The 20025-nt window shown below is 70.7% G+C and carries 17 protein-coding genes; 6 read left to right on the top strand and 11 right to left on the bottom strand.

The features are described 5' to 3' along the window. Positions 1-6: 6 nt before the first annotated feature. Positions 7-2331: a xanthine dehydrogenase family protein molybdopterin-binding subunit gene (locus EV186_RS16640; protein WP_133850110.1), complete on the bottom strand. Its 2325-nt coding sequence runs from the start codon at positions 2329-2331 to the stop codon at positions 7-9. 178 nt (positions 2332-2509) lie between these two features. Between EV186_RS16640 and EV186_RS16635 the strand changes: the two genes are divergently transcribed. Next, the gene (locus EV186_RS16635) at positions 2510-2824 is read left to right on the top strand and encodes a hypothetical protein (RefSeq protein ID WP_133850109.1); all 315 of its coding nucleotides are present in this window, start codon (positions 2510-2512) and stop codon (positions 2822-2824) included. Here the strand turns inward: EV186_RS16635 and EV186_RS16630 are convergent, their stop codons facing one another. The 3 genes from EV186_RS16630 to EV186_RS16620 are packed head-to-tail and all read right to left on the bottom strand — an operon-like array spanning position 2825 to position 5552. Further along, positions 2825-4048 carry a PucR family transcriptional regulator gene (locus tag EV186_RS16630; RefSeq protein WP_481808310.1) on the bottom strand — a complete coding sequence of 408 codons (1224 nt, stop codon included), beginning with the start codon at positions 4046-4048 and terminating at the stop codon, positions 2825-2827. A gap of 18 nt (positions 4049-4066) precedes the next feature. Beyond that, a complete protein-coding gene (locus tag EV186_RS16625; RefSeq protein WP_133850107.1) occupies positions 4067-4639 on the bottom strand; it encodes a DUF305 domain-containing protein in 573 nt (190 codons plus the stop codon). Continuing rightward, positions 4632-5552, bottom strand: a complete 921-nt coding sequence (locus tag EV186_RS16620) for a DUF1996 domain-containing protein (RefSeq protein WP_243754065.1) — start codon at positions 5550-5552, stop codon at positions 4632-4634. Before EV186_RS16620 ends, EV186_RS16625 begins: the two co-directional genes overlap by 8 nt. Before the next feature lie 208 nt (positions 5553-5760). Between EV186_RS16620 and EV186_RS16615 the strand changes: the two genes are divergently transcribed. The 4 genes from EV186_RS16615 to EV186_RS16600 all read left to right on the top strand — a co-directional run bounded on the left by EV186_RS16615 (position 5761) and on the right by EV186_RS16600 (position 11532). Further along, on the top strand, positions 5761-7488 hold the full coding sequence (locus EV186_RS16615) for a discoidin domain-containing protein (RefSeq protein WP_133850106.1): 1728 nt from the start codon (positions 5761-5763) through the stop codon (positions 7486-7488). After that, positions 7485-9845, top strand: coding sequence for a glycoside hydrolase family 3 C-terminal domain-containing protein (locus EV186_RS16610; protein WP_133850105.1), 2361 nt, complete (start codon positions 7485-7487; stop codon positions 9843-9845). Before EV186_RS16615 ends, EV186_RS16610 begins: the two co-directional genes overlap by 4 nt. Before the next feature lie 168 nt (positions 9846-10013). After that, complete coding sequence (locus tag EV186_RS16605; protein ID WP_133850104.1) at positions 10014-11030, top strand: LacI family DNA-binding transcriptional regulator; 1017 nt, start codon at positions 10014-10016, stop codon at positions 11028-11030. A 25-nt stretch (positions 11031-11055) separates the two neighbouring features. Continuing rightward, positions 11056-11532, top strand: a complete 477-nt coding sequence (locus EV186_RS16600; protein WP_133850103.1) for a lipoprotein LpqH — start codon at positions 11056-11058, stop codon at positions 11530-11532. Here EV186_RS16600 and EV186_RS16595 read toward each other — a convergent pair whose 3' ends face one another. After that, positions 11533-11868, bottom strand: coding sequence for an ester cyclase (locus EV186_RS16595; protein ID WP_133850102.1), 336 nt, complete (start codon positions 11866-11868; stop codon positions 11533-11535). Positions 11869-11918: 50 nt separating this feature from the next. Here EV186_RS16595 and EV186_RS16590 point away from each other — a divergent pair, with 50 nt between their 5' ends. After that, on the top strand, positions 11919-12458 hold the full coding sequence (locus EV186_RS16590) for a TetR/AcrR family transcriptional regulator (protein ID WP_133850101.1): 540 nt from the start codon (positions 11919-11921) through the stop codon (positions 12456-12458). Positions 12459-12461: 3 nt separating this feature from the next. On the opposite strand, the gene EV186_RS16585 is transcribed toward EV186_RS16590, so the two are convergent. The 6 genes from EV186_RS16585 to EV186_RS16560 form a co-directional block, all read right to left on the bottom strand. Next, entirely contained in the window at positions 12462-13436 is a 975-nt protein-coding gene (locus EV186_RS16585) for a glycine betaine ABC transporter substrate-binding protein (RefSeq protein ID WP_133850100.1), read from the bottom strand. 21 nt (positions 13437-13457) lie between these two features. Next, positions 13458-15899: an ABC transporter permease subunit gene (locus EV186_RS40795; protein WP_424982781.1), complete on the bottom strand. Its 2442-nt coding sequence runs from the start codon at positions 15897-15899 to the stop codon at positions 13458-13460. A 100-nt stretch (positions 15900-15999) separates the two neighbouring features. Beyond that, positions 16000-16728, bottom strand: a complete 729-nt coding sequence (locus tag EV186_RS16575; protein WP_133850099.1) for an SDR family oxidoreductase — start codon at positions 16726-16728, stop codon at positions 16000-16002. Continuing rightward, complete coding sequence (locus tag EV186_RS16570; protein ID WP_133850098.1) at positions 16716-17399, bottom strand: TetR/AcrR family transcriptional regulator; 684 nt, start codon at positions 17397-17399, stop codon at positions 16716-16718. The genes EV186_RS16575 and EV186_RS16570 overlap by 13 nt, the downstream gene beginning before the upstream one ends. Before the next feature lie 56 nt (positions 17400-17455). Continuing rightward, entirely contained in the window at positions 17456-18637 is a 1182-nt protein-coding gene (locus EV186_RS16565) for an amidohydrolase family protein (protein ID WP_133850097.1), read from the bottom strand. Between the two features lie 17 nt (positions 18638-18654). Then, a complete protein-coding gene (locus EV186_RS16560) occupies positions 18655-19998 on the bottom strand; it encodes a uracil-xanthine permease family protein (RefSeq protein WP_133850096.1) in 1344 nt (447 codons plus the stop codon). Between the last annotated feature and the right edge of the window lie 27 nt (positions 19999-20025).

The raw sequence follows: 20025 nt of genomic DNA, 5'->3' as shown, positions 1-20025 counted from the left end.
GACTCCTCAGAAGGTGTGGTCGAGGCCGTCGGTGGGCGACTGCGGGGTGGACGGTTCCAGGGGCAGCGGCTCGAAGCTCAGCGTCCCGTGGTTGATCGGGAACGTGGTCGGCATCTTGCCCACGGCCCGCGCGTACGCACACGCCACGGACGCGGCCACCGGGGCCACCGCCAGCTCGCCCGCACCGCTCGGGGTCTCGCTGTTCGCTGGCATGATGACGACGTTGACCTCGGGCGGGGTGTTCCACTGGCGCGTGTAGAAGTAGTTGTCCCAGCTGCCTTCCAGCGGCAGGCCGTCCTTGATGTGCAGGCTGGAGGTCAGGATGATCGCGATGGCGTCGTTCATCCCCCCGATCATCTGCGCCTCGAGGCCCTTCGGGTTCAGCGGCAGGCCCGCGTCCACCACGATCGTCGCCTTGGTGACCCGTGGCCCGGTCACGCCCTCGCTGGTCGGCACCGGCCGGTTGACCGTCTCCGGGCGGCAGTCGACCTCGGTGAGCACCGCGACCGCGCCGCGGTACTCCGAGTGCACGGCGATGCCCTGCGCCACGCCCTTGGGCAGCGCCCGGCCCCACTGGCCGACCTCGACGGCCTTGTCGAGCACCGCACGCAGCTTGGCGTCGCGCAGGAAGGACCGGCGGAACGCCACCGGGTCCTTGCCCATCTTCTTGGCCAGCTCGTCGACCACCAGCTCCAGCGCGGTCACCACGTTCGGCGAGTAGATGTTGCGCATGCTGCCCGTGTTGAACCGCAACGGGATCTCGTTGAGCAGCTGGGTGACGACACCGAAGTTGTAGGGCACCGACTGGGTCAGCAGGAAGATCGTCTCGGCGAAGCTGAGGTTGCCGCCGACCGGCAGCCGGGCCGCGGTCGCCGTCAGCACCTCGCCCAGGCCGTGGCTGAAATCGGTCTGCACGCTGGTGTGCCGCTGCTCGAACGTGAGCACGTTGCCCAGCAGGTGCGTGGCGCGGACCCGGTTGATGCTCATCGGGTGGGTGCGGCCCTGGCGGAAGTCGTCGGTGCGCGACCACATCAGCTTGACCGGCTTGCCGATCTTCTTGGAGAACTCGGCGGCTTCGGCGGCGACGTTGTGGAACAGGTGCCGGCCGAACGAGCCGCCGCCGGTGACCACGTGCACCTTGACCTTGTCCAGCGGCATGCCCAGCATCGCCGCGATGTCTTCCTTCGCGGTGATCGGGATCTTCAGGCTCGACCAGATCTCGGCGCTGTCGGAGCGGACGTCGGCGATCGCGTTGTCGGGCTCCAGCGCCGCGTTGCTCGCGAAGTTGAAGACGAACTCCGCGTCCACGCTCAGCGCACCCAGCGGCGGCACGGCCAGCGGCAGCGTCGCGGCCTTGAGCTTCTGCAGCACGGTCGCGTCGGACTCCTTGTCCACCGTGCCCGGACCCCACGTGACGTCGAGCGCGCGCAACGCGTCGATGCACTGGCCGAAGGTCTGCGCCCGCACGCCGACGCCGTAGGTGATCGCCGCGACGTCGGTGACGCCGGGCATGGCGAGCACCGCGGCCTTGTTGTTGATCGACTTCACCGTGCCGTTGATGGTCGGCGGGCGGCGGACCATGGCCGGCAGGGCGCCCGGCACCTTCATGTCCATCGCGAAGACCTTGCGCCCGGTGACGATGTCACGGGCGTCGATGCGGTTCTGCGGCGTACCGACGATCGTGAAGTCCGCGCTCTTCTTGAGCGTCACGTCGGCGGCGACCGTGGTCGTGGTGCTCGCCGCCGCTTTGGTCAGCTCGCCGTAGTGCGCGCTGCGCCCGGACTTGTGCGCGACCACACCGTCCTTTGTGGTCAGCTGGGACGCGGGGACGCCCCACTGCTTCGCGGCCGTGTTCACCAGCTGCGCGCGGGCGATCGCCGCGGCGGTGCGGATCGGGGTGTACATGCTGCGCACCGAGTTGGAGCCGCCGGTGAGCTGGTTCATCATCAGCTCGGGTCGCGCGTCGGCAAGGGTGATGTGCACCTTGTCCAGCGGCAGGTCCAGCTCCTCGGCAATCAGCATGGCCGCCGTCGTGGTCATGCCCTGGCCGACTTCGGCGCGCGGCAGCGCGAACGACGCGGTGCCGTCCGTGTTGATCTCGACGGAGATCAGCCCGGAGGTGGGCAGCGCGGCGAGGTTCTGCGCGTCGCCGAGGTCGAGGATGTCCTCGGGCTGCGGGAGGGTCGGGATCGCCGCGTCTGCCTTGGCGGAAGAGGCGAACAACTGCACGCCGACGGCGAGCGTCGGGGCGGCGACGAGATAACCGAGGAACTTGCGGCGGTGCACTTCGGTGGGGTCGGTGCCCGGCATGGGGCGCCCGGGGGCTGCCATGGGGACGTCCTCTCCGCTCACAGCGGGTGAGCAGGTGGTGGCCGAGGGGATGCTCTGAACGCGGAGTGTGTCACCTCGTACACGGCGTCGGTAGCAACGCCGTGCCTACATTTGGCCTATCGGCGTTGTGCACCGTGCACAGTGCGAGGCTGGGGCCGTGACCTGCGATCCTTCGCCTGTGAGCGAGCAGGGCGGTGCGTGGCTGCTGAAGCGCGGGGACGAGGTCCTCGGCGAGGTCCACCTGACCCCGGACGGTGACTTCCCCTGGCTCGTCGGCCGGTTCACCGCGCGGCCGGGCTTTGCCGCGGTGAAGGAACTCTTCGATGCCCTGCGCGACCGCGCGGACGAGCAGCGGCGCGCCTGGGCGACCCGGACCATCGAGGAGACGATGACCTTCGTCGCGCCTGATGGACCGGTGGCCGAGTTCTGGCTGCACATCGACGGTGACCGGGCGTGGTTCCGCTACAGCGACGAGCCGCTCGAAGAGGATTGATCAGGCCAGCGGGCCGGGTGGCAGCAGCCAGGAAGCCCGCAGCGCCAAGGTCAACTCGACGGTCGCCGTCGGGTCGTCGAGCCGCTGGCCGGTGATGGACTCGATGCGGCGGATGCGGTTGATCACCGTGTTGCGGTGGCAGTGCGCGGCTTTCGCGGTCGCGCTGATCGAGCCGCCGGTGGCCAACCACGCCGCCAGCGTGTCCAGCAGGAGCCGTCGTTCGGCCAGCGGCACGCGCAGCAGCGGCCCGAGGCGGCGGTCGACCAGGTGCCCGGCGATCTCCGGTGCGCTCAGCAACAGCGCCTCCGGCAGCCGCTGGCTCATCGCGGCGACCTCGATCTTGCCCGGGGTGATCGTGTTGCGGGCCAGCACGGCCTGCCGGTACGCGGTGTCGGCGTCGGCGAGCCCGGAGACCTCGAGCGACAGCCCCGCCCGCGCCTTGACGTGCTTGGCCAGCACGGCGTGCGCCTTGTCGAGGTCGACCGTGCCCAGCGACAGCACCCCGACGAGCGTGTTGGTGCGCACCTGCCACGCGGAGTCGATGCCAGCCACGCAGAGCCGTTGCGCCAGCGCCGGGCCGGTGCGCTCGTCGCCGGTGTCCACATCGATCACGACGACGGCATACCGGCCTTCGAGGGGCACCTCGATGATCCGCGCCGCCTCCAGCGCGAACGCGAGGTCCTTGGCCCGCCCGTGCAGCAGGCCCTCCCAGAGCGTGGCCCGGCGCCGCTCGTCGACCCGCACCAGTTCACGCTCGGTCTGGTGGTAGGCCGTGGCCACCTGCGCCGACGTCGCGTCGACCACCTGCCAGACCCACGTCGCCATGTCGACCAGCTCGCCCTGGTCGACGTGCCCGTCCTTGCGGGCCTCCTCGATCAGCGACTCCCAGATCAGCCGGCCGCCGAGCCGGAAGGACCGCAGCACGTCGTCGAGCGGCATCCGCTGCTCCGCACGGTGCCTGCCGGTCGCTCGGGCGGCGTCGTACGGTTCTTTCCCGTTGCTGTTGTTCTCAGCGGCGGACGCGATCAGTTGCAGCACCCGCGTGATGTTGTCGTGGCAGGAGCGCCACAGGTCCTCCGGCGGCACCACGCCGACCCGCTCGTAGCCGCTGTTCTGCTCGCCGATGATCCGCACCAGGGCGTCGGTCAGTTCCGGCACCCGTGTCAACACCTTGGCAACCAAGGATTTCGCGGTCCGGCTGGCAACGTCGCCCGGCTCGTCCATGTCGGACACAGCATAAGCTCAGTGCAGCGCTCGCAACCGTTCGCGCTCCTGGGATCGATTCCGTTCGATCGCCCGCGCCAGCGATTTCACGCCTTGCTGCTGCCCGTTCGCCAGTTCGCCGGTGGCCAGCACGCCGCTTTGGGCGAGGTGTTCGTCGAGCAGCGGCCGCAGGTGCCGGTCGAACTCGGCGCCGTGATCGGCACGCAACACGATGAGGTCGGCCGCGGTGACCATGCCGGGCATCCGGTGGCCCGCGTGCACGTCGGTGTCCGGCAGCCCGGCCGCCACCCGCAACGCCCGCAGCCGATCGAGTTCGGCGCGGTGTTCGATCAGCACGGCCGCGGCCAGCCCACGCAGGCCCGGGTCGTCGCTGTGGTCGGCGGCCAGCGCGAGTGCGTCGGCCATGTGCTCGGTCATCGGGATCATCAGCTGCAGCCAGGCCGTGTCGGTGGCGTTGAACGCGGGGTCAGGTGCCGTGGACCCCATGGGTGCGGCCGTGCCGCCGGGTCCACATGCGACGAGCAGCACCAGGAGAAGGGCGAGCGGCCCGCCGCGCCGAAGCGCGGCGCGGCGGGCCGGTTGCTCACACATCGGGCCGGCCGGGCAACCGGTAGTTGTCGCCGAGCGCGGCGCCGCGGTCGGGTTTGTACAGGTCGAACCCGCGCGAGTCGCACTGCAGGCCGCCGTTGATGCAGTGCGTCACCAGGGCGGCGAGCGTGGGCGGGTCCCAGGCGTTGAAGAAGTCGTAGTGCCACGAGTACCCGCGACCGCTGGCCAGGTGCACGCGCGACATGTCGCCGCTGACCGGGAACGCGATCTTGAACTCCAGCATCGGCACCGCGACCGGGTGATCGGCTGGGCAGACCCCGCCACCGTTGGGGAGGCTGGGATAAGCCATGTGGCTCTTGTGGTCCGCGGAGTCCAGGTGCACCCCGTCCCAGCAACTCGGTGCCTGGAACCGGACGTTGAGCTGGCTGCCGTCGACGCAGTACGCGGGGATGTCCCAGTTGTGGGTGCTGTCGCCGCACTCGAAGCCCTCGACCGCGCCGGGGGAGGTGCGGAACTCGTCGATGGTCGCCGCCGGGCTGCCCACGACGAACTTCAGCCCCTGCGGGAACGGCACGACCTTGGTGTAGTCCAGGATGCCGGACTTGTAGTAGATCGTTTGCCGCCACGTCGACAGCACCGGCGTGTCGCCGTTGAACGCGGTCGGGAACCAGTAGGCGGACAGGTCGTCGGGGTTCAGGCACGACGTGGCGCCGGCCCCGGCGCCCAGCAACGACTGCAGGGTGCTGGTGGCGTTGGTCGTGTTGTTGCCGACGAAGGTGTGGTCGTGCGAGGCGCCCGGCAGGCCGGGGAACACGATCGGGTCGTCGGGTTGGTGGTGGTTGATCAGGCAGTCGACCTGGAATTCGTGGTGGGTGACGAGGTCGTCGGCGCGGGCGGCCGGATGACCGGCCATCGCGACTGTTGTTACGGCCGCGACCACTGCCGCCGCTCCCACGGCAGCAAGCATGCGTTTTCCGGACACGGATCCTCCTGAGTAGGAAACTGGACCGTGGGAGAGCGCTCTCCCAGCAGCATGGGGCCGTTCGTTCACCGTTGTCAAGGCATATGTCGCGTGGTCTTGACACTCGGGCAGCGCCATGGGAACACTCGGGAAGCGGGAGAGCGCTCTCCCAAGATCGCCCGCCGGTTCGCGAGGAGACGCCATGTCCCGGTTCCGCCTGATCGCCTTGTTCGCCTTGCTCGGCCTCGTCGTGTTGGCGCCACCGGGTTCCGCCGCGCCCCAAGGGATCCGGGCCGGTGGCACGGTAGCGGTGGCCGGCAGCCAGGGCAATTGGCGCCTCACCGTGAACGGCCAGCCGTACACGGTCAAGGGCCTCACGTGGGGGCCGCCGGTCAGCGAGGCGGCGAGTCGGATGCCCGACCTGCACGCCATGGGCGTGAACACGATCCGCACGTGGGGCACCGACGGCACGTCGGCGCCGCTGTTCGACGCCGCCGCAGCCAACGGGATCCGCGTCGTCGCGGGATTCTGGCTGCAGCCGGGCGGCGGCCCGGGTAGCGGCGGTTGCGTCAACTACGTGACCGACGCGAACTACAAGTCCACCATGCTGAACGAGATCACCAAGTGGGTCACCGCGTACCGCGACAACCCGGGCGTGCTGCTCTGGGACGTCGGCAACGAGTCGATCCTCGGCATGCAGAACTGCTTCTCCGGCAGCGAGCTCGAAGCGCAACGCACGGCCTACGCGCAGTTCGTCAACCAAGCGGCGCAAGCGATCCACGGCATCGACCCGAACCACCCGGTCACCTCGACCGACGCCTGGACCGGCGCCTGGCCCTACCTCAAGGCGAACGCACCCGACCTCGACCTCTACGCCGTCAACTCCTACGGCGCGGTCTGCAACATCAAGCAGGACTGGATCAACGGCGGCTACACCAAGCCCTACATCGTCACCGAGGGCGGCCCGGCCGGGGAGTGGGAGACGCCGAACGACGCCAACGGCGTGCCCGACGAGCCCGCTGACACGGCCAAGGCCGACGCCTACCGGCACGCGTGGTCGTGCATCACCGGGCACACCGGCGTCGCGCTCGGCGCCACGCTGTTCCACTACGGCACCGAGCGCGACTTCGGCGGCGTGTGGTTCAACCTGATCCCCAACAACGAGAAGCGGCTCTCGTACTACGCCGTGCGCGACATCTACGGCGGCGCGCCCGCGGGCAACACCCCGCCGGTGATCTCGTCGATGTCGCTCGGCAACAGCACCTCGGTCCCGGCAGGCGGCACGTTCACGGTCGACGCCGCCGTGCGCGACCCCGATGGCGACCCGATCACGTACACGATGGGACTGAACTCCAAGTACATCAACGGATCCGGTGGCGTGATCGCGGCGAGTTTCACCGGTGGCGGCCCGTTCACCGTGACCGCGCCGCAGATGCTCGGCGTCTGGAAGCTCTACCTCTACGCCCGCGACGGCCACGGCAACATCGGCATCGAGGCCCGCTCGCTGCGGGTGGTCGCACCACCGGTGCAGGGCACGAACATCGCGCGGGGCAAGGCAGCCACGGCGTCGTCGTACCAGCAGCAGGGTGACGGCGCGCCGTACCCGCCGTCCAACACCGTCGACGGCAACACGAGCACGCGCTGGGCCAGCGACTGGAGCGACCCGCAGTGGGTGCAGGTCGACCTCGGGTCGAGCCAGAGCTTCGACCACGTGCAACTGGTGTGGGAGTCGGCCTTCGGCAAGGCGTACCAGGTCCAGGTGTCGGACAACGGCTCCGACTGGCACGACGTGTACTCGACGGCCAACGGCGACGGCGGCTCGGACGACTTCGACGTGGCCGGCACCGGCCGGTACGTGCGCGTGTACTGCACCCAGCGCGGCACCGCGTGGGGCTACTCGCTGTACGAGTTCGGCGTGTACCGCCGGTGAACGGAGAGCGCTCTCCGGAGTCGGAGCTGCTGGTGGAGAAGCTCGACCTGCCCGCGAAGGTCGCGCTGCTGACCGGCGCCGACGTGTGGCGGACCGCGGCCGAGCCGGACATCGGGTTGCGGCCGGTGGTGTTCTCCGACGGCCCGGCCGGGGTGCGCGGTGAGGGCTGGGACGAGCGGGCCAACTCGATCCTGCTGCCCGCACCCATCGCGGTGGCCGCGTCGTGGGACGCGGCGACGGCCACCGCCCTCGGCGGGCTGCTGGCCGCCGAGGCGCACCGCAAGGGTGTGCACGTGGTGCTCGCGCCGACGCTGAACCTGCACCGGTCGCCGTTGTCGGGCCGGCACTTCGAGTGCTTCGCCGAGGACCCGCTGCTCGCCGCCCGGACCGGCGCCGCGCTGGTGCGCGCCATCCAGGCGGGCGGGGTCGCGGCCACGGCGAAGCACTTGGTGGCCAACGACTCCGAGACCGGACGGCTCGGCGTGGACGTGCGGGTGGACGAGCGTGCGCTGCGCGAGGTCTACCTGGCGCCGTTCGAGGCGGCCGTGCGCGCGGGCGTGCGGGTGGTGATGACCGCGTACGGCGGGGTCGGCGGTCACCCCATGTCGTCGCACCCGATGCTGCGTTCGGTGCTCAAGGACGAGTGGGGCTTCGAGGGTGTGGTCGTGTCCGACTGGGGCGCCGTGCGGTCGCTGGACCCCGCCGCGGCCGGGCTCGACCTGGCGATGCCGGACGGTCCTTGGGGTCACGCCCTGGTTGCCGCCGTGCGGTCCGGCGAGCTCGATGAGTCCGTTGTGGACGACAAGGTGCGGCGGTTGCTCGAGTTGGCGCGGTGGTGTGGAGCGCTGGGCCGGCGCACCCGTCGCCGGATCGAGCCGTCGCTGCCGCGCACGGTGCTGCGCAAGGCGGTGGCCGCCGGGACGGTGCTGCTGCACAACAGGAACGAGACGTTGCCGCTGGGCAGCGTGCGCATGCTGGCCGTGCTCGGGCCGAAGGCGGCCACTCCTCGGGCTCAAGGTGGTGGGAGCGCAGGGGTCTACCCATCGCACGTGGTGTCGCTCGTGGATGGACTGCGGGCGGCTTTGCCGTTCCTGACCGACGTTTGCGCCGCGCCTGGCGTCCGGCTCGACGAAGGACCGACGCCGGTCGACGCCGTGCGGGTGCGTGTGCTGGACGTGTCGGGCCGTGAACTGCTGACCGAGCACCGGCACACGGGCCGGGTGCTGGAGCCGACCCTGGTGGCGGGCGCCGCCACCGTGGAGCTGCACGCGGTGCTGCGGCCGGAGGTGTCGGGGCCGTGGACGGTGTCCGTGGCCGGGTGGAACCGGGTGACGCTGCGGGCGGACGACCACTTGCTGGTCGACGAGGACGTGCCTCGCGACACCGACGATCCCGCGGTGGTGCACCTGACCCCGCCTTACCGGTCGGCCGTGGTCGAACTGGTCAAGGGCACGGAAGTGCACCTCGTGGCGAGCCGTGCCGTGGACCCCGATTCCGGGCGCGCGTGCGTGCTGGCGGCCGACCCGCCACCGGTCGACGAGGACCGGTTGCTGGCCGAGGCCGTTTCCCTGGCCCGGTCGGCGGACGCGGCGGTGGTCGTCGTCGGCACGACGGCAACCTCGGAACGCGAAGGGGAAGATCGCACGACGCTGGCGTTGCCGGGCCGGCAGGACGAGTTGGTGCGGGCCGTGGCGGCGGTCAACCCGCGCACGGTGGTCGTGGTCAACGCCGGGGGACCGGTGTTGCTGCCGTGGCGCGACGAGGTGGGCGCGGTGCTCGTCGGGTGGTTGCCCGGCCAGGAAGGCGGGCACGGGCTCGCGGACGTGCTGCTGGGCTTCGCCGAGCCGGGCGGCCGGTTGCCGGTGACGTGGCCGGACCGCGACGGCGGCCCATCGGTGACGCCCGTGGACGGTGTGCTCGACTACACCGAAGGCCTCGACATCGGCTATCGCGGCTGGCTGGCCGCGGAGGCGGAGCCCGCGTACTGGTTCGGGCACGGCCTCGGGTACACGACGTGGACCTACGAGCGGATCCGCGTGCCACCCGCGGTCGACGGGTCCTTCACGGTGCAGGCGCGGGTGCGCAACACCGGGTCGCGGCCGGGGCGGGAGGTGGTGCAGGTGTACCTGTCGCGTTCGGACGGTGACCACCCGGTGCGCTGGCTGGCCGGGTACGCCGCCGTGACGGCCGACCCGGGGGAGGCGGTGGACGTCTCGATCGCGGTGCCGCGGCGCGCTCTGGAGCACTGGTCGGGGCCAGGGGGCTGGTGCCTGGCCTCGGGTCCGTTGTCGGTGCTGGTCGGCCGCAACGCCAACGACCTGCCCCGGAGCGCCGCCACCCGGGTGGCGGCCCGATGAGTGCCGCGTGTTCTCTCTCTTCAGTTGTCAAGCAACTGCGTCCAGGCTATTGCGGCTCGGGAGGTGCGCAGCGGGGCCGAGCGTGATCTGTGGACAACTGGTCGCCTGTGGACAACTCGCCGCGCGACTGATCGGGAGAGCGCTCTCTGCGTCGGTAGCATTGGCGGCATGAGTGATCGGGCGCCCACGCTGGAAGACGTGGCGCGGGCGGCGGGCGTGTCCCGTGCGACGGTGTCGCGGGTGGTCAACGGCGTGCGCAACGTCGACCCGGGCATCCGCGCGAAGGTCACCGAGGCGATCGACGACATCGGGTACCGGCCCAACCGCGCGGCCCGCTCGCTGGTGACCCGGCGGACGGACGCGATCGCGCTCGTGGTGTCCGGTGCCGAGGACCAGTCGCCGGGCGAGGTGTTCGCCGACCCGTTCTTCGGCCGGGTGGCGGGTGGCGTGGTGGCCGCGCTCGGCGAGACCGGTCAGTACCCCTTGCTGATGCACGCCGACTCCGGCGCGGGCCGGGACCGGGTGTTGGACGCCCTGCGCTCGGGCATGGTGCACGGCGCCTTGCTGGTGTCCACGCGGGCCGACGACCCGTTGCCGCACGACTGCGTGGCGGAGAAGGTGCCCGCGGTGTTGTTCGCGCGGCCGACCCGCCCGGTGCCGATCAGCTACGTGGACCTGGAGCACCGTCAAGGGGCCGCGCTTGCCGCCGATCACCTGGTGGCCCGCGGCTGTCGTCGGGTCGCCACGATCACCGGTCCGGCCACCGTGCCCGCGAGCCAGGACCGGCGGGCCGGGTTCCGGGACGCGATGGCACGCCACGGCCAGCCGTACGTGCCCGAGGCCGAGGGCAACTTCACGCTGGCCAGTGGCGAGGCGGCCATGGAACGCCTGCTCGCTGACCACCCGGATCTCGACGGCGTGTTCGCCGGCAACGACCTGATGGCGCAGGGCGCGGTGCAGGTGCTGCGCCAGCACGGTCGTGCGGTGCCGGGGGACGTGGCCGTGGTCGGCTTCGACGACAGCAGCGCGGCGGCCGCGACCCGACCGCCGCTGACCACGATCCGCCAGCCGGTGGAGGACATGGCGGCCGCGATGGTCCGGCTGCTGCTGGACCGGCTCGCGGGCGAGGAGCAGCCACGCTCCGTGATCTTCGAGCCGGTGTTGGTGATCCGCGAGTCGGCGTGACGGGCGACCTGATAGGCATTGGGCCATGGCCTCCGCACGTAGCGCTCTGCTCCTCGCTGCCCTCGCCTTCGTGGTGAGCGGTTGCTCGGACGACGCGACCTCCGGCACACCGCAGAAGAGTTCCGACGTCACCACGGTCGAACTGACCCTCAAGGACCAGCCGATCGACCTGTCGAGCGCGACGCTGAAGTGCTACGACTTCGAGGGGCACGTGTCGGTCGAAGCGTCCAACAAGGACCCCGAAGGCACGCATTTCCTGATGGATTACTTCAACAACGCCGTCTCGTTGAGCATCAAGGTCAAGGGCGCCGACCCGGACCTGTACGACCTCGACACGACCAAGCCCGGGCAGAGCGCGGCGGCCAAGCGGGACGGCGACACGGTGACGGTGACCGGGATGATCGGCGTCTCCCTGAGCGATGACCCGCCGTCGAAGTTCTCGATCACCGCCCACTGCGCGAAGTTCTTCGCTACGCCGCCGGGCAGCAGCGGCGTCGGCTGATCAGCCGCGCAGGTTCAGCGTGCTCGCGCCCCACAACTCGGCGATCCGCCCGTCGGCGACCCGGATGATCTCGAACATGGTGCCCGGGCCGCTGGGAAGCCCGGTGACGGTGGCCCGCGCGGCGACCCGGTCGCCGTCGACGAGCATGTCCTCGATGGTCGACCGGAGGTCGGGGTACTCGGCCAGGATCCTGGTCCAGGAGGCCTTGACCCGGTCGATGCCGCCGTCCAGCGGGTGGCTGTAGAAGTCGGGGGCGAAGATCTCGTCGGCCACGCTGACGTCCTTGGTGACGAGGACGTCGTGCATGCGGCGGAACAAGTCGCGTGGATCGGTCATGTCCCGTAGCCTGGCACAGTCACTTACCGGTCGGCAAGTAAGCTGGTGCCATGAGCGACACCCGCCAGAAGATCCTGGACATCGCGACCGAGTTGTTCGCCGAGCGCGGCTACGCGGCGACGTCCCTGTCGGACATCGCTGAACGGCTCGGTACCAGCAAAGCCGCGCTGTACTACCACTTCCGGTCGAAGGGGGCGATCCTCGACGCCCTGGTGTCGGAGCCGCTCACCGCCTTCACCAAGCTCGCCGCGGCCGCGCGGGACCTGCCACCACGCGACCTGCTGGCCGCGATCCTCGACACGGCCATCGCCATGCGCACCCTGTTCGAGCTGCTCGACAAGGACCCCTCGACCCGCAAGCACCTGGACGCCGACGCCACCCGGGCCACGTCCGCCCAGGTGAACGCCACCCTGGTCGCCGTCCTGGCCGGCCCCGACCCGACGGCCGGGTCGACGGCGCGCGCCCACGCGGCCTACGCCACGGTCAAGAACGCCGCTCTGGCCATCCTGGCCCAGGGCGGCGACCTCGACGACCTCACCCGCCGCGAACTGCTCGCCGCGGCCGTGCGCGCGCTGGAACCCGGCGCCTGACCCTCAGCCGATGAAGCCGGTGGATTTGAGCCAGTCGCGGGCCACGGCGTTGGGCTTCTGGCCGTCCACGCTGACCTTCTTGTTCAGGTCGGTGAGCGTCGCCGTGTCGAGCTTGGCGGCGATGCCCGCGAAGAGCTGCTCGAGCTGCGGGTACTGCTGGGCGAGCGGCGTGCGGATGCTGATCGCCGGGTTGTAGACCGGGAAGAAGTGCTTGTCGTCGGTCAGGAGCACCAGTTTGTTGGCTGGGATGCGGCCGTCGGTGGCGGCGACGCTGCCGAAGTCGCACGTGTCGCCCTTGCCGATGGTCGGGTAGACGACCGCGTCCTGCACGAGGTGCACATCGCCCGCGGGCAGGCTGAACCCGTAGGTCTTCGACAGGCCGGGGAAGCCGTCGTCGCGGCTGCGGAACTCCGAGCCCATGCAGATCGACGCCGACCCCGGGTCGGTCTTGGCCAGGTTCGCGTAGTCCGACAGCGACTTGATGTTGTGCTGCGCGGCGGCGTCCGCGTTGGCCGCGATCGCGTACGTGTCGTTGGCCGGCGACGGCGCCCACCACGTGATGCCGTTCTTGGCGTCGGCCTGCTTGACCGCGTCGAACTGCGCCTTGGGATCGGGAATCGCCTTGCTCTGCTTGAAGAAGCTGACCCAGGCGGTGCCCGTGTACTCCCAGTAGAGGTCGACCTCGCCGGTGGTCAGCGCCTTGCGAACGTTGTCCGAGCCGGTGATGTTGGTCTTGTCCACCGGGTTCGCGCCCGCGGCCTGCAACGCGACGATCGCGATCTGACCGAGCAGCAGCTGCTCGTCGAACTCCTTCGAGCTGACCTTGAGCTGCACCCCCTTGAGCTGGGGGATCGGCTTGATCGAGCCGCCGCCGGTGGGCGCCGCCGGCTGGTTGCTGTCGTCGTTGATGGTGCAGCCCCCGAGCGCGGCCGCCGCGACCAGGGCGAGCGCCGCCAGTGAGCGTCTACGGATGCGCATGGTTCTGCTCCTCTTGTTCGGTCACATTCCCTTGGGCCGCAACAGTTCCTCCGCGACCAGCCCGAGCCAGTCGGCGAACAGGGCCAGCGCGGCCACGATCACGCCGAAGCTGACGCTCAGCACCGGCCGGTACACGCCGATCCCGGCGACCAGACCGCCGCCGAGCCCGCCGCCGTCGATGAACGTCGCGAGCACGGCGCTCGCCACGGTCAGCACGAGCGCGGTGCGGATCCCGGCCAGGATCACGGGCACGGCAAGCGGCAGCTCGATCCGGCCGAGCACGGACAGCCGGGACATGCCCATGCCACGGGCGGCCTCCACCACCGACCGGTCCACGCCTTCGAGTCCGACGATCGTGTTGCGCAGCACCGGAAGCGTCGCGTAGACGACCAGCGCGATCAGCGCCGTGGCGAACCCGGTGCCCACCCACAGTGCCAGCAGCACGATCAGACCGATCGACGGGATCGCCTGCCCGAGGTTGCCCAGGCCGAGGCCGATCGGCCGGATCCAGCGCGTGCCGGGTCTGGTCAGCAGGATGCCCAGCGGCACGGCGATGGCGATGGTGAAGAACGTGGCGACCACGGAGATCTTCACGTGGTCCCACAGTTCCTGGCCGATCTCGGTGGCGTTGAGGTAGCGCGCCTCGATGGAGTCGGCCGGGTGCGTGCGCACGACCAGCCACAGCACGACCAGGACCGCGGCGAGCACGATCGGGCGGATGAGCAAGCCACGCCAGCGGTTGCGCAGCCGGCGGGCCGGTGTGGGCGCCGGTGCCACCGGAGCGTCCTCTTCGGACTCCACTGGGATGGTGACCACGTGGTCCGTGTGGTTGCCCACGGCGGTAAGAACGCCGTCGTGGGTGAGGGCGCCCAGCGCCGTGTCGCCCTCGGTGACCACGACGACGTCGGTGCCGCTGGCCAGCATCAGGTCGAGGGCGTCACGCACGGAGGCGTCGGCGGGTAGCTCCGGGAACTCCGGCGTGTCCGGGACGGTGGTGAGTTCGGTGTCCCGCAAGGCAACCAGGCTCAACCGCTTCACCTGACCGCCGGACCCGATGAAGCTGGCGACGTAGTCGTCGGCCGGGTCGGCCAGGATGGCCGCCGGCGTGTCGTACTGCGCGATCACCGAATGCGGGCGCAGCACGGCGATCCGGTCGCCGAGCTTGATCGCCTCGTCGAAGTCGTGGGTGACGAACACGACCGTCTTGCCGAGGGATTTCTGCAGCCGCAGGAACTCGTCCTGCAGCCGGGCCCGGGTGATCGGGTCGGTGGCGCCGAACGGTTCGTCCATCAGCAGCACCGGCGGGTCGGCGGCCATCGCGCGAGCGACACCGACGCGTTGCTGCTCGCCGCCGGAGAGCTCGCTCGGGTAGCGGTCGCCGTAGGCGGGGGAGAGCCCGACGAGCTCGAGCAGTTCGCCGACGCGGGCGGCGATCCGCTCGCGTGGCCAGCCGAGCAGCCGGGGGACCACCGCGATGTTGTCGGCCACGCGCAGGTGTGGGAACAGGCCGATCTGCTGGATGACGTAACCGATGCCGCGCCGCAGCTCGTCCGGGTCGGTGTGCAGGACATCGGTGCCGCCGACGGAGATGCGCCCGCTGTCCGGCTCGATCAGCCGGTTGATCATCCGCATCGTGGTCGTCTTGCCGCAGCCTGACGGCCCGACGAAGACGACGACTTCGCCCGCGGGGACTGTCAGGGTGATGTTGTCGACCGCGGGCTCCGCCTGCCCGGGGTAGCGCTTGCCGACCCCGGCCAGCGCGATGACCTCGCCCGGCGTGCTGGTGACCTCGTGGGCGCTCGGCTTGGCCCGCACGCCGCGGCGCACCAGGCGCAGCAGCCAGCCGAGCACCTTCGGCACCACCACGAACGCCAGGTCGAACAGCAGGGCCAGCACGATGATGCCGAGGGTGCCGGTGAGCACCTGGTTCAGCGAGTTCGCGGCGCCGAAGCGGCCGAGCCCGTTGAAGATCTGGTTGCCCAGGCCCGGGCCCTTCACGTAGGCGCCGATCGCCGCGATGCCGATGGTGATCTGGGTGGACACCCGGATGCCGGAGAGGATCACCGGCCACGCCAGCGGCAACCGCACCCGCCAGAGCAGCTTGGCCCGGCCCAGCCCCATGCCGCGCCCGGCGTCGATCACCGCCGGGTCCACGCCACGCAGCCCGACGATGGTGTTGCGGGTGATCGGCAGCAGTGCGTAGAGCACCAACGCGACCAGCACGTTGGTCAGGCCGAGCCCGAACGGGCCGATGAAGATGCCGAGCAGGGCGAGCGACGGGATGGTCAGGAAGACCGACGTGGTCGTCGTGGCCAGCGCCGCGGGGATCGGCCGCCGGTAGGTCAGGATGCCGATCGCGACGCCGATGAGCGTGGCGATCACCATCGTGGCCAGGGTGAGGTCGACGTGCCGGATCGCGTCGTTGACCACGTCGATCCAGTTCTGACGCAGGTAATCCCACAAGCTCAGCGGCCCGCTCCCCTCACGTCGGACCCGCCCAGCGGATCATGAACGTGCCCGTTCTGTCTACACCCTCGACACCGGGCCCGTCGATCCAAGTGCGTCAGGCGATGCCGCCGTTGACGCGCATCACCTGCCCGTTCACCCACCGGGCCGGGCCGCCGAGGAACGCGACCGCCTCGGCGATGTCCTCCGGCTGACCGAGCCGTTCCAGCGGCGCCTGGTTCGCCAGTCGCGAGATGGTCTCCTCGTCCTTGCCGTCGAGGAAGAGCTTGGTCGCCGTCGGTCCGGGCGCGACCGTGTTGACCGTGACGTCGCGGCCGCGCAACTCCTTGGCCAGGATCATGGTGATCGCTTCGGCGGCGCCCTTGGTGGCGTTGTAGACCGTGTAGCCCGGGAGGTTCAGCCCGAGCACGGACGTCGAGAAGAAGACGATCGCGCCGCCGTCGCGCACCCGTCGCGCCGCCTGCTGGGCCACCGCGAACGTCCCGCGGATGTTGATGCGGTGCACGCGGTCCAGCGTGTCGAAGTCGACGTCCACCAACGGTGTCGGCTGGTTCATCACCCCGGCGGTGTGCACGATGACGTCCACGCCGCCGTACTCCTGCTCGGCCTGGTCGAACATCGCCGCGACGGACGCGGGCTCGGTGATGTCGGCCTGCACCGCGATCGCCTTGCCGCCATCCTCCGTGATCGCTTTGACGGTTTCGTCGGCCACGTCGCGGTTGCCGCCGTAGTGCACGACGACCGCCATCCCGTCGCGGGCCAGCTTCAGCGCGGACGCCTGCCCGATGCCGCCGGATCCGCCGGTGACTATCGCTACTCGTGCCATGGTGATTCCTCCTTCGTGGTGGCGAGCCGGTGCAGCCATTCGGTCAGCAATCCGGACTCGGCTGGGGTGAGCGGCGCGGCGGGCAGCTGCGCGGCGAGTTGCGTCGCGACGGCCGCACGCGTGGCCGGCTTGCTTTCGGTGCCGGTCAGGATCGCCGCGTGCACGGCGTCCCGGAGCCGGGTCGAGGTGTCCCGGTCGTAGAGCTCCGGCCGGGTGACGAGCATCAGCGCGATGCCGACGTTGGCGGACATGACCAGCTGCCCGGCCACGTCCACCGGCAGCCGCAACCGGCCGGCCGCGGCGCACCGTTCGAGCACCAGCTCGAGCAGCCGCTGCGCCTCCTTGGCCGAGGCCGGTGGCACCGCGACCGAGTGCATGAGCCGGTAGGGGGCGGGGTGCTCGAGCGCGAACGCGACGTGGTTGTCCCACCCGTCCCGCAGGTCCTGGACCGGGTCCGGCGACGGCGTGGCCGCACGCTTGCCGGCCAGGTACCGCTCGAAGGCGTGGTCGACGACGGCGGACATGAGCCCGTCCTTGTCGCCGAAGTGCCGGTAGAGCGTCGGAGCGCCGACTCCCGCCCGCTCGCAGATGGCGCGGGTGGAGACCTCGCCGGTCGGCGATGCCACGAGCAGCTCGGTGGCCGCCTGGAGTATCGCTGTTTTCGTATCCACGTGAACGATGCTACGCCGTTGTTGTAAACATCGCTACCGTGTCGGCGGTAACATCGCTACCGCACCCTGGTGCCGCGGACGAACACCGCCCGGAGGTCGTGCAGAGCGGCGGGATCGGCCAAAGGGTCGCCGTCGACGGCCAGGATGTCGGCGTCGTACCCGGCAGCCAGGCGCCCCTTCTGGTCGCCGATCCCGCACAGGTCGGCGGCCACCGACGTGTTGGCGCGCAACGCATCGACGGGTGAGACCCCCACCTGGACCAGCTGTGCGGGGGCCCAGCGAACGGCGTCCGGTGGCTTGGTCGGCGCGACCCCCGCATCGGTCCCCGCGACGACCTGGATCCCCGCGGCGAGGATCGCCCGCAGGTTGGCCACCAGCAACGGCATCCGGGCGGCCATCCCCGGCAGCATGCCGCCGGGAACCGGTTTGGTGCCCAGCGTCATGCTCAACGTGATCCCTCGCGCGGCGATGGTCGCCAGCAGGTCGGGCGGCGCCGGGTCCACCCCGTCCGCGGTGATGAACGAGGCGTGCTCCATCGAGTCCAGCCCGGCGGCGACGGCGTCGTAGACCGGCTGCGTGCCGTGCGCGTGCGCGGTGATGGGCAGGTTGAACCGGTGGGCCTCCTCGACCGCGACCCGCAGCTCCGGGACCGCGAACTGGGGCAGGTGCTGCACGCTGCCGGGCGTCAGGTTTCCGCCGCTGGCCATGACCTTGATGACGTCGCACCCGCGCTCGGCCCGCTCGCGCACCGCGGCACGGATCCCGTCCACCCCAACGGTTTCCCCGCCGAGGAAGTGGCAGTGCCCGCCCGCCGACGTGATGGGCGGCCCGGCCGTGAGGATCGTCGGCATGGCCGGATCGGCCGTGTCCCGCACGGCGAGGGAGAGGAAGTCGCGGTCGCCGAGGTCGCGCACCGTGGTGACCCCACCCAGCGCCGCCGTCCGCGCGAACGCCACCATCGCCGCACGGACAGCGTCGTCGTCGCGGGCGGCCAGCGCCCCGACCACGTCCATGGAACTGTCGAACGCCATGTGCACGTGTGGATCGACCAGCCCGGGCAGGAGCGTCGTGCCGGGCAGGTCGATCACCGTGGCGTCCGCCGGAACCGCTTGGCCGACCGCGGCGATCCGCGTCCCGTCGAAGAGCACGACCGAGGAAGACGTCACGGACGCGCCGTCGAACAGCCGCGCACCGCGCACGGCGGTCCGAAGCGGTCGGTCGGTCGCGAAGGTGGTCATACGCGGGAGTGTGCGACTCAGTCGTCCCGCTCGCCTAGGGCCAAACGCAACACGATGAGCAGCACGGTGCCGAGGATCAGGGGCTGCCCGAGGATCAACCGCACGAGCACCGGCATGGCCGCCAGCGTGGTCGGCGGGATGAACAACCCGCCGATCGCCGTGATGAACGGAACCCCGGCCACCAGCAGGTTCCGCTGTGTCCACTTGACACCGGAGAGCACGTCGATGGCGCTGGCGAAGAGCACGCCGAACAGCACCGTCCCGGCCGCGGCGAGCACCGGCAGCGGCACCGCCTGCAACAACGCGTCGAACGGCGCCAGCCCGCCCAGCACCAGCAGGATGATCCCGGTGGCCAGCGTGACGTACCGCGAGCCGACCCGCGTCACCCGCAGCAGGCCGACGTTGTCCGGGTAGGCCAATGTGGACAGTCCACCGAAGACGCTGCCGACGGTGCTCCCGACGACCTCGCCGAACACGCCCTGCGCGACCCGGTGGCCCGGCAGGTCCTGCCCGCCCCACTTCGCCACGATGCCGTAGGTGGCCACGCTCTCGGCGATCGCGGGCAGCAGCGTGATGAAGAAGATCAGCACCAGGTCGGGGTGGACCGAGAAGCCGAAGGGGAACACCTTCGGCACGGTCACGCCCAGGTGGTTGCCGATCTCCCCGAACGACGTCGGCGCGAACACCGCGTACACGATCGTCGCCACGACGATCGCGATCAGCACGGCGGCCCGGCGCAACACCAGCCGCAGGCCGGCCTGCGGCTTGAGCAACGTCAACGCGATGACCAGGGCTGCCGCGATCGCGCCGGCCCCCAGGTTGACCAGCGGGAAGCCGGGGCTCGACGGCGTGCCGAGCCACGTCGGCAGGCCCGTGCTGGAGAGCTGCGTCGCCAGGATCATCACGATCACGCCCGGCACCACCGGGTCCTGGACGAACCGGCTGAGCAGGGCGACCGGGCTGAACCGGCGCGCGGGTACGGCGAGCACGCACCAGATCAGCCCGGCCACGACCATGGAGCCGTACGCGGCACCGAGGCCGCCCTCGCCGTGGCCGACGGCGAGCAGCGCGGCCAGCGTGCCCGCGTACGGGCCTTGGATGATCGGCAACCGCAGCAGGAACACCGACTGCAGGATCACCACGAGCCCCGACGTCATGAAGGTGACGCCGTACAGGTAGGCCGTGTCGTGTGGGTTGAGGTGGAAGGCCGCGCCGATCAGCGCGGGGAAGATCAACAGCCCGGCCATGCCGAGGATGTTCTGCACCCCGAGGCCGGCGGCGGTGCCGATGGGCACCCGGTCGTCGATGCCGACGTCGAAGACGCCCGCGGTGGTGGTCCGGGTCGATGCGGTGGTGCTCATGAGCTTGCTCCTGGCGGTGCCCCTGGC

The organism is Labedaea rhizosphaerae, from assembly GCF_004362825.1.
GTDB classification, from domain to species: Bacteria; Actinomycetota; Actinomycetes; order Mycobacteriales; family Pseudonocardiaceae; genus Labedaea; species Labedaea rhizosphaerae.
The sequence above is the reverse complement of the archived record's forward strand: the minus strand, read 5'-3'. Positions and strand labels throughout refer to the sequence as shown.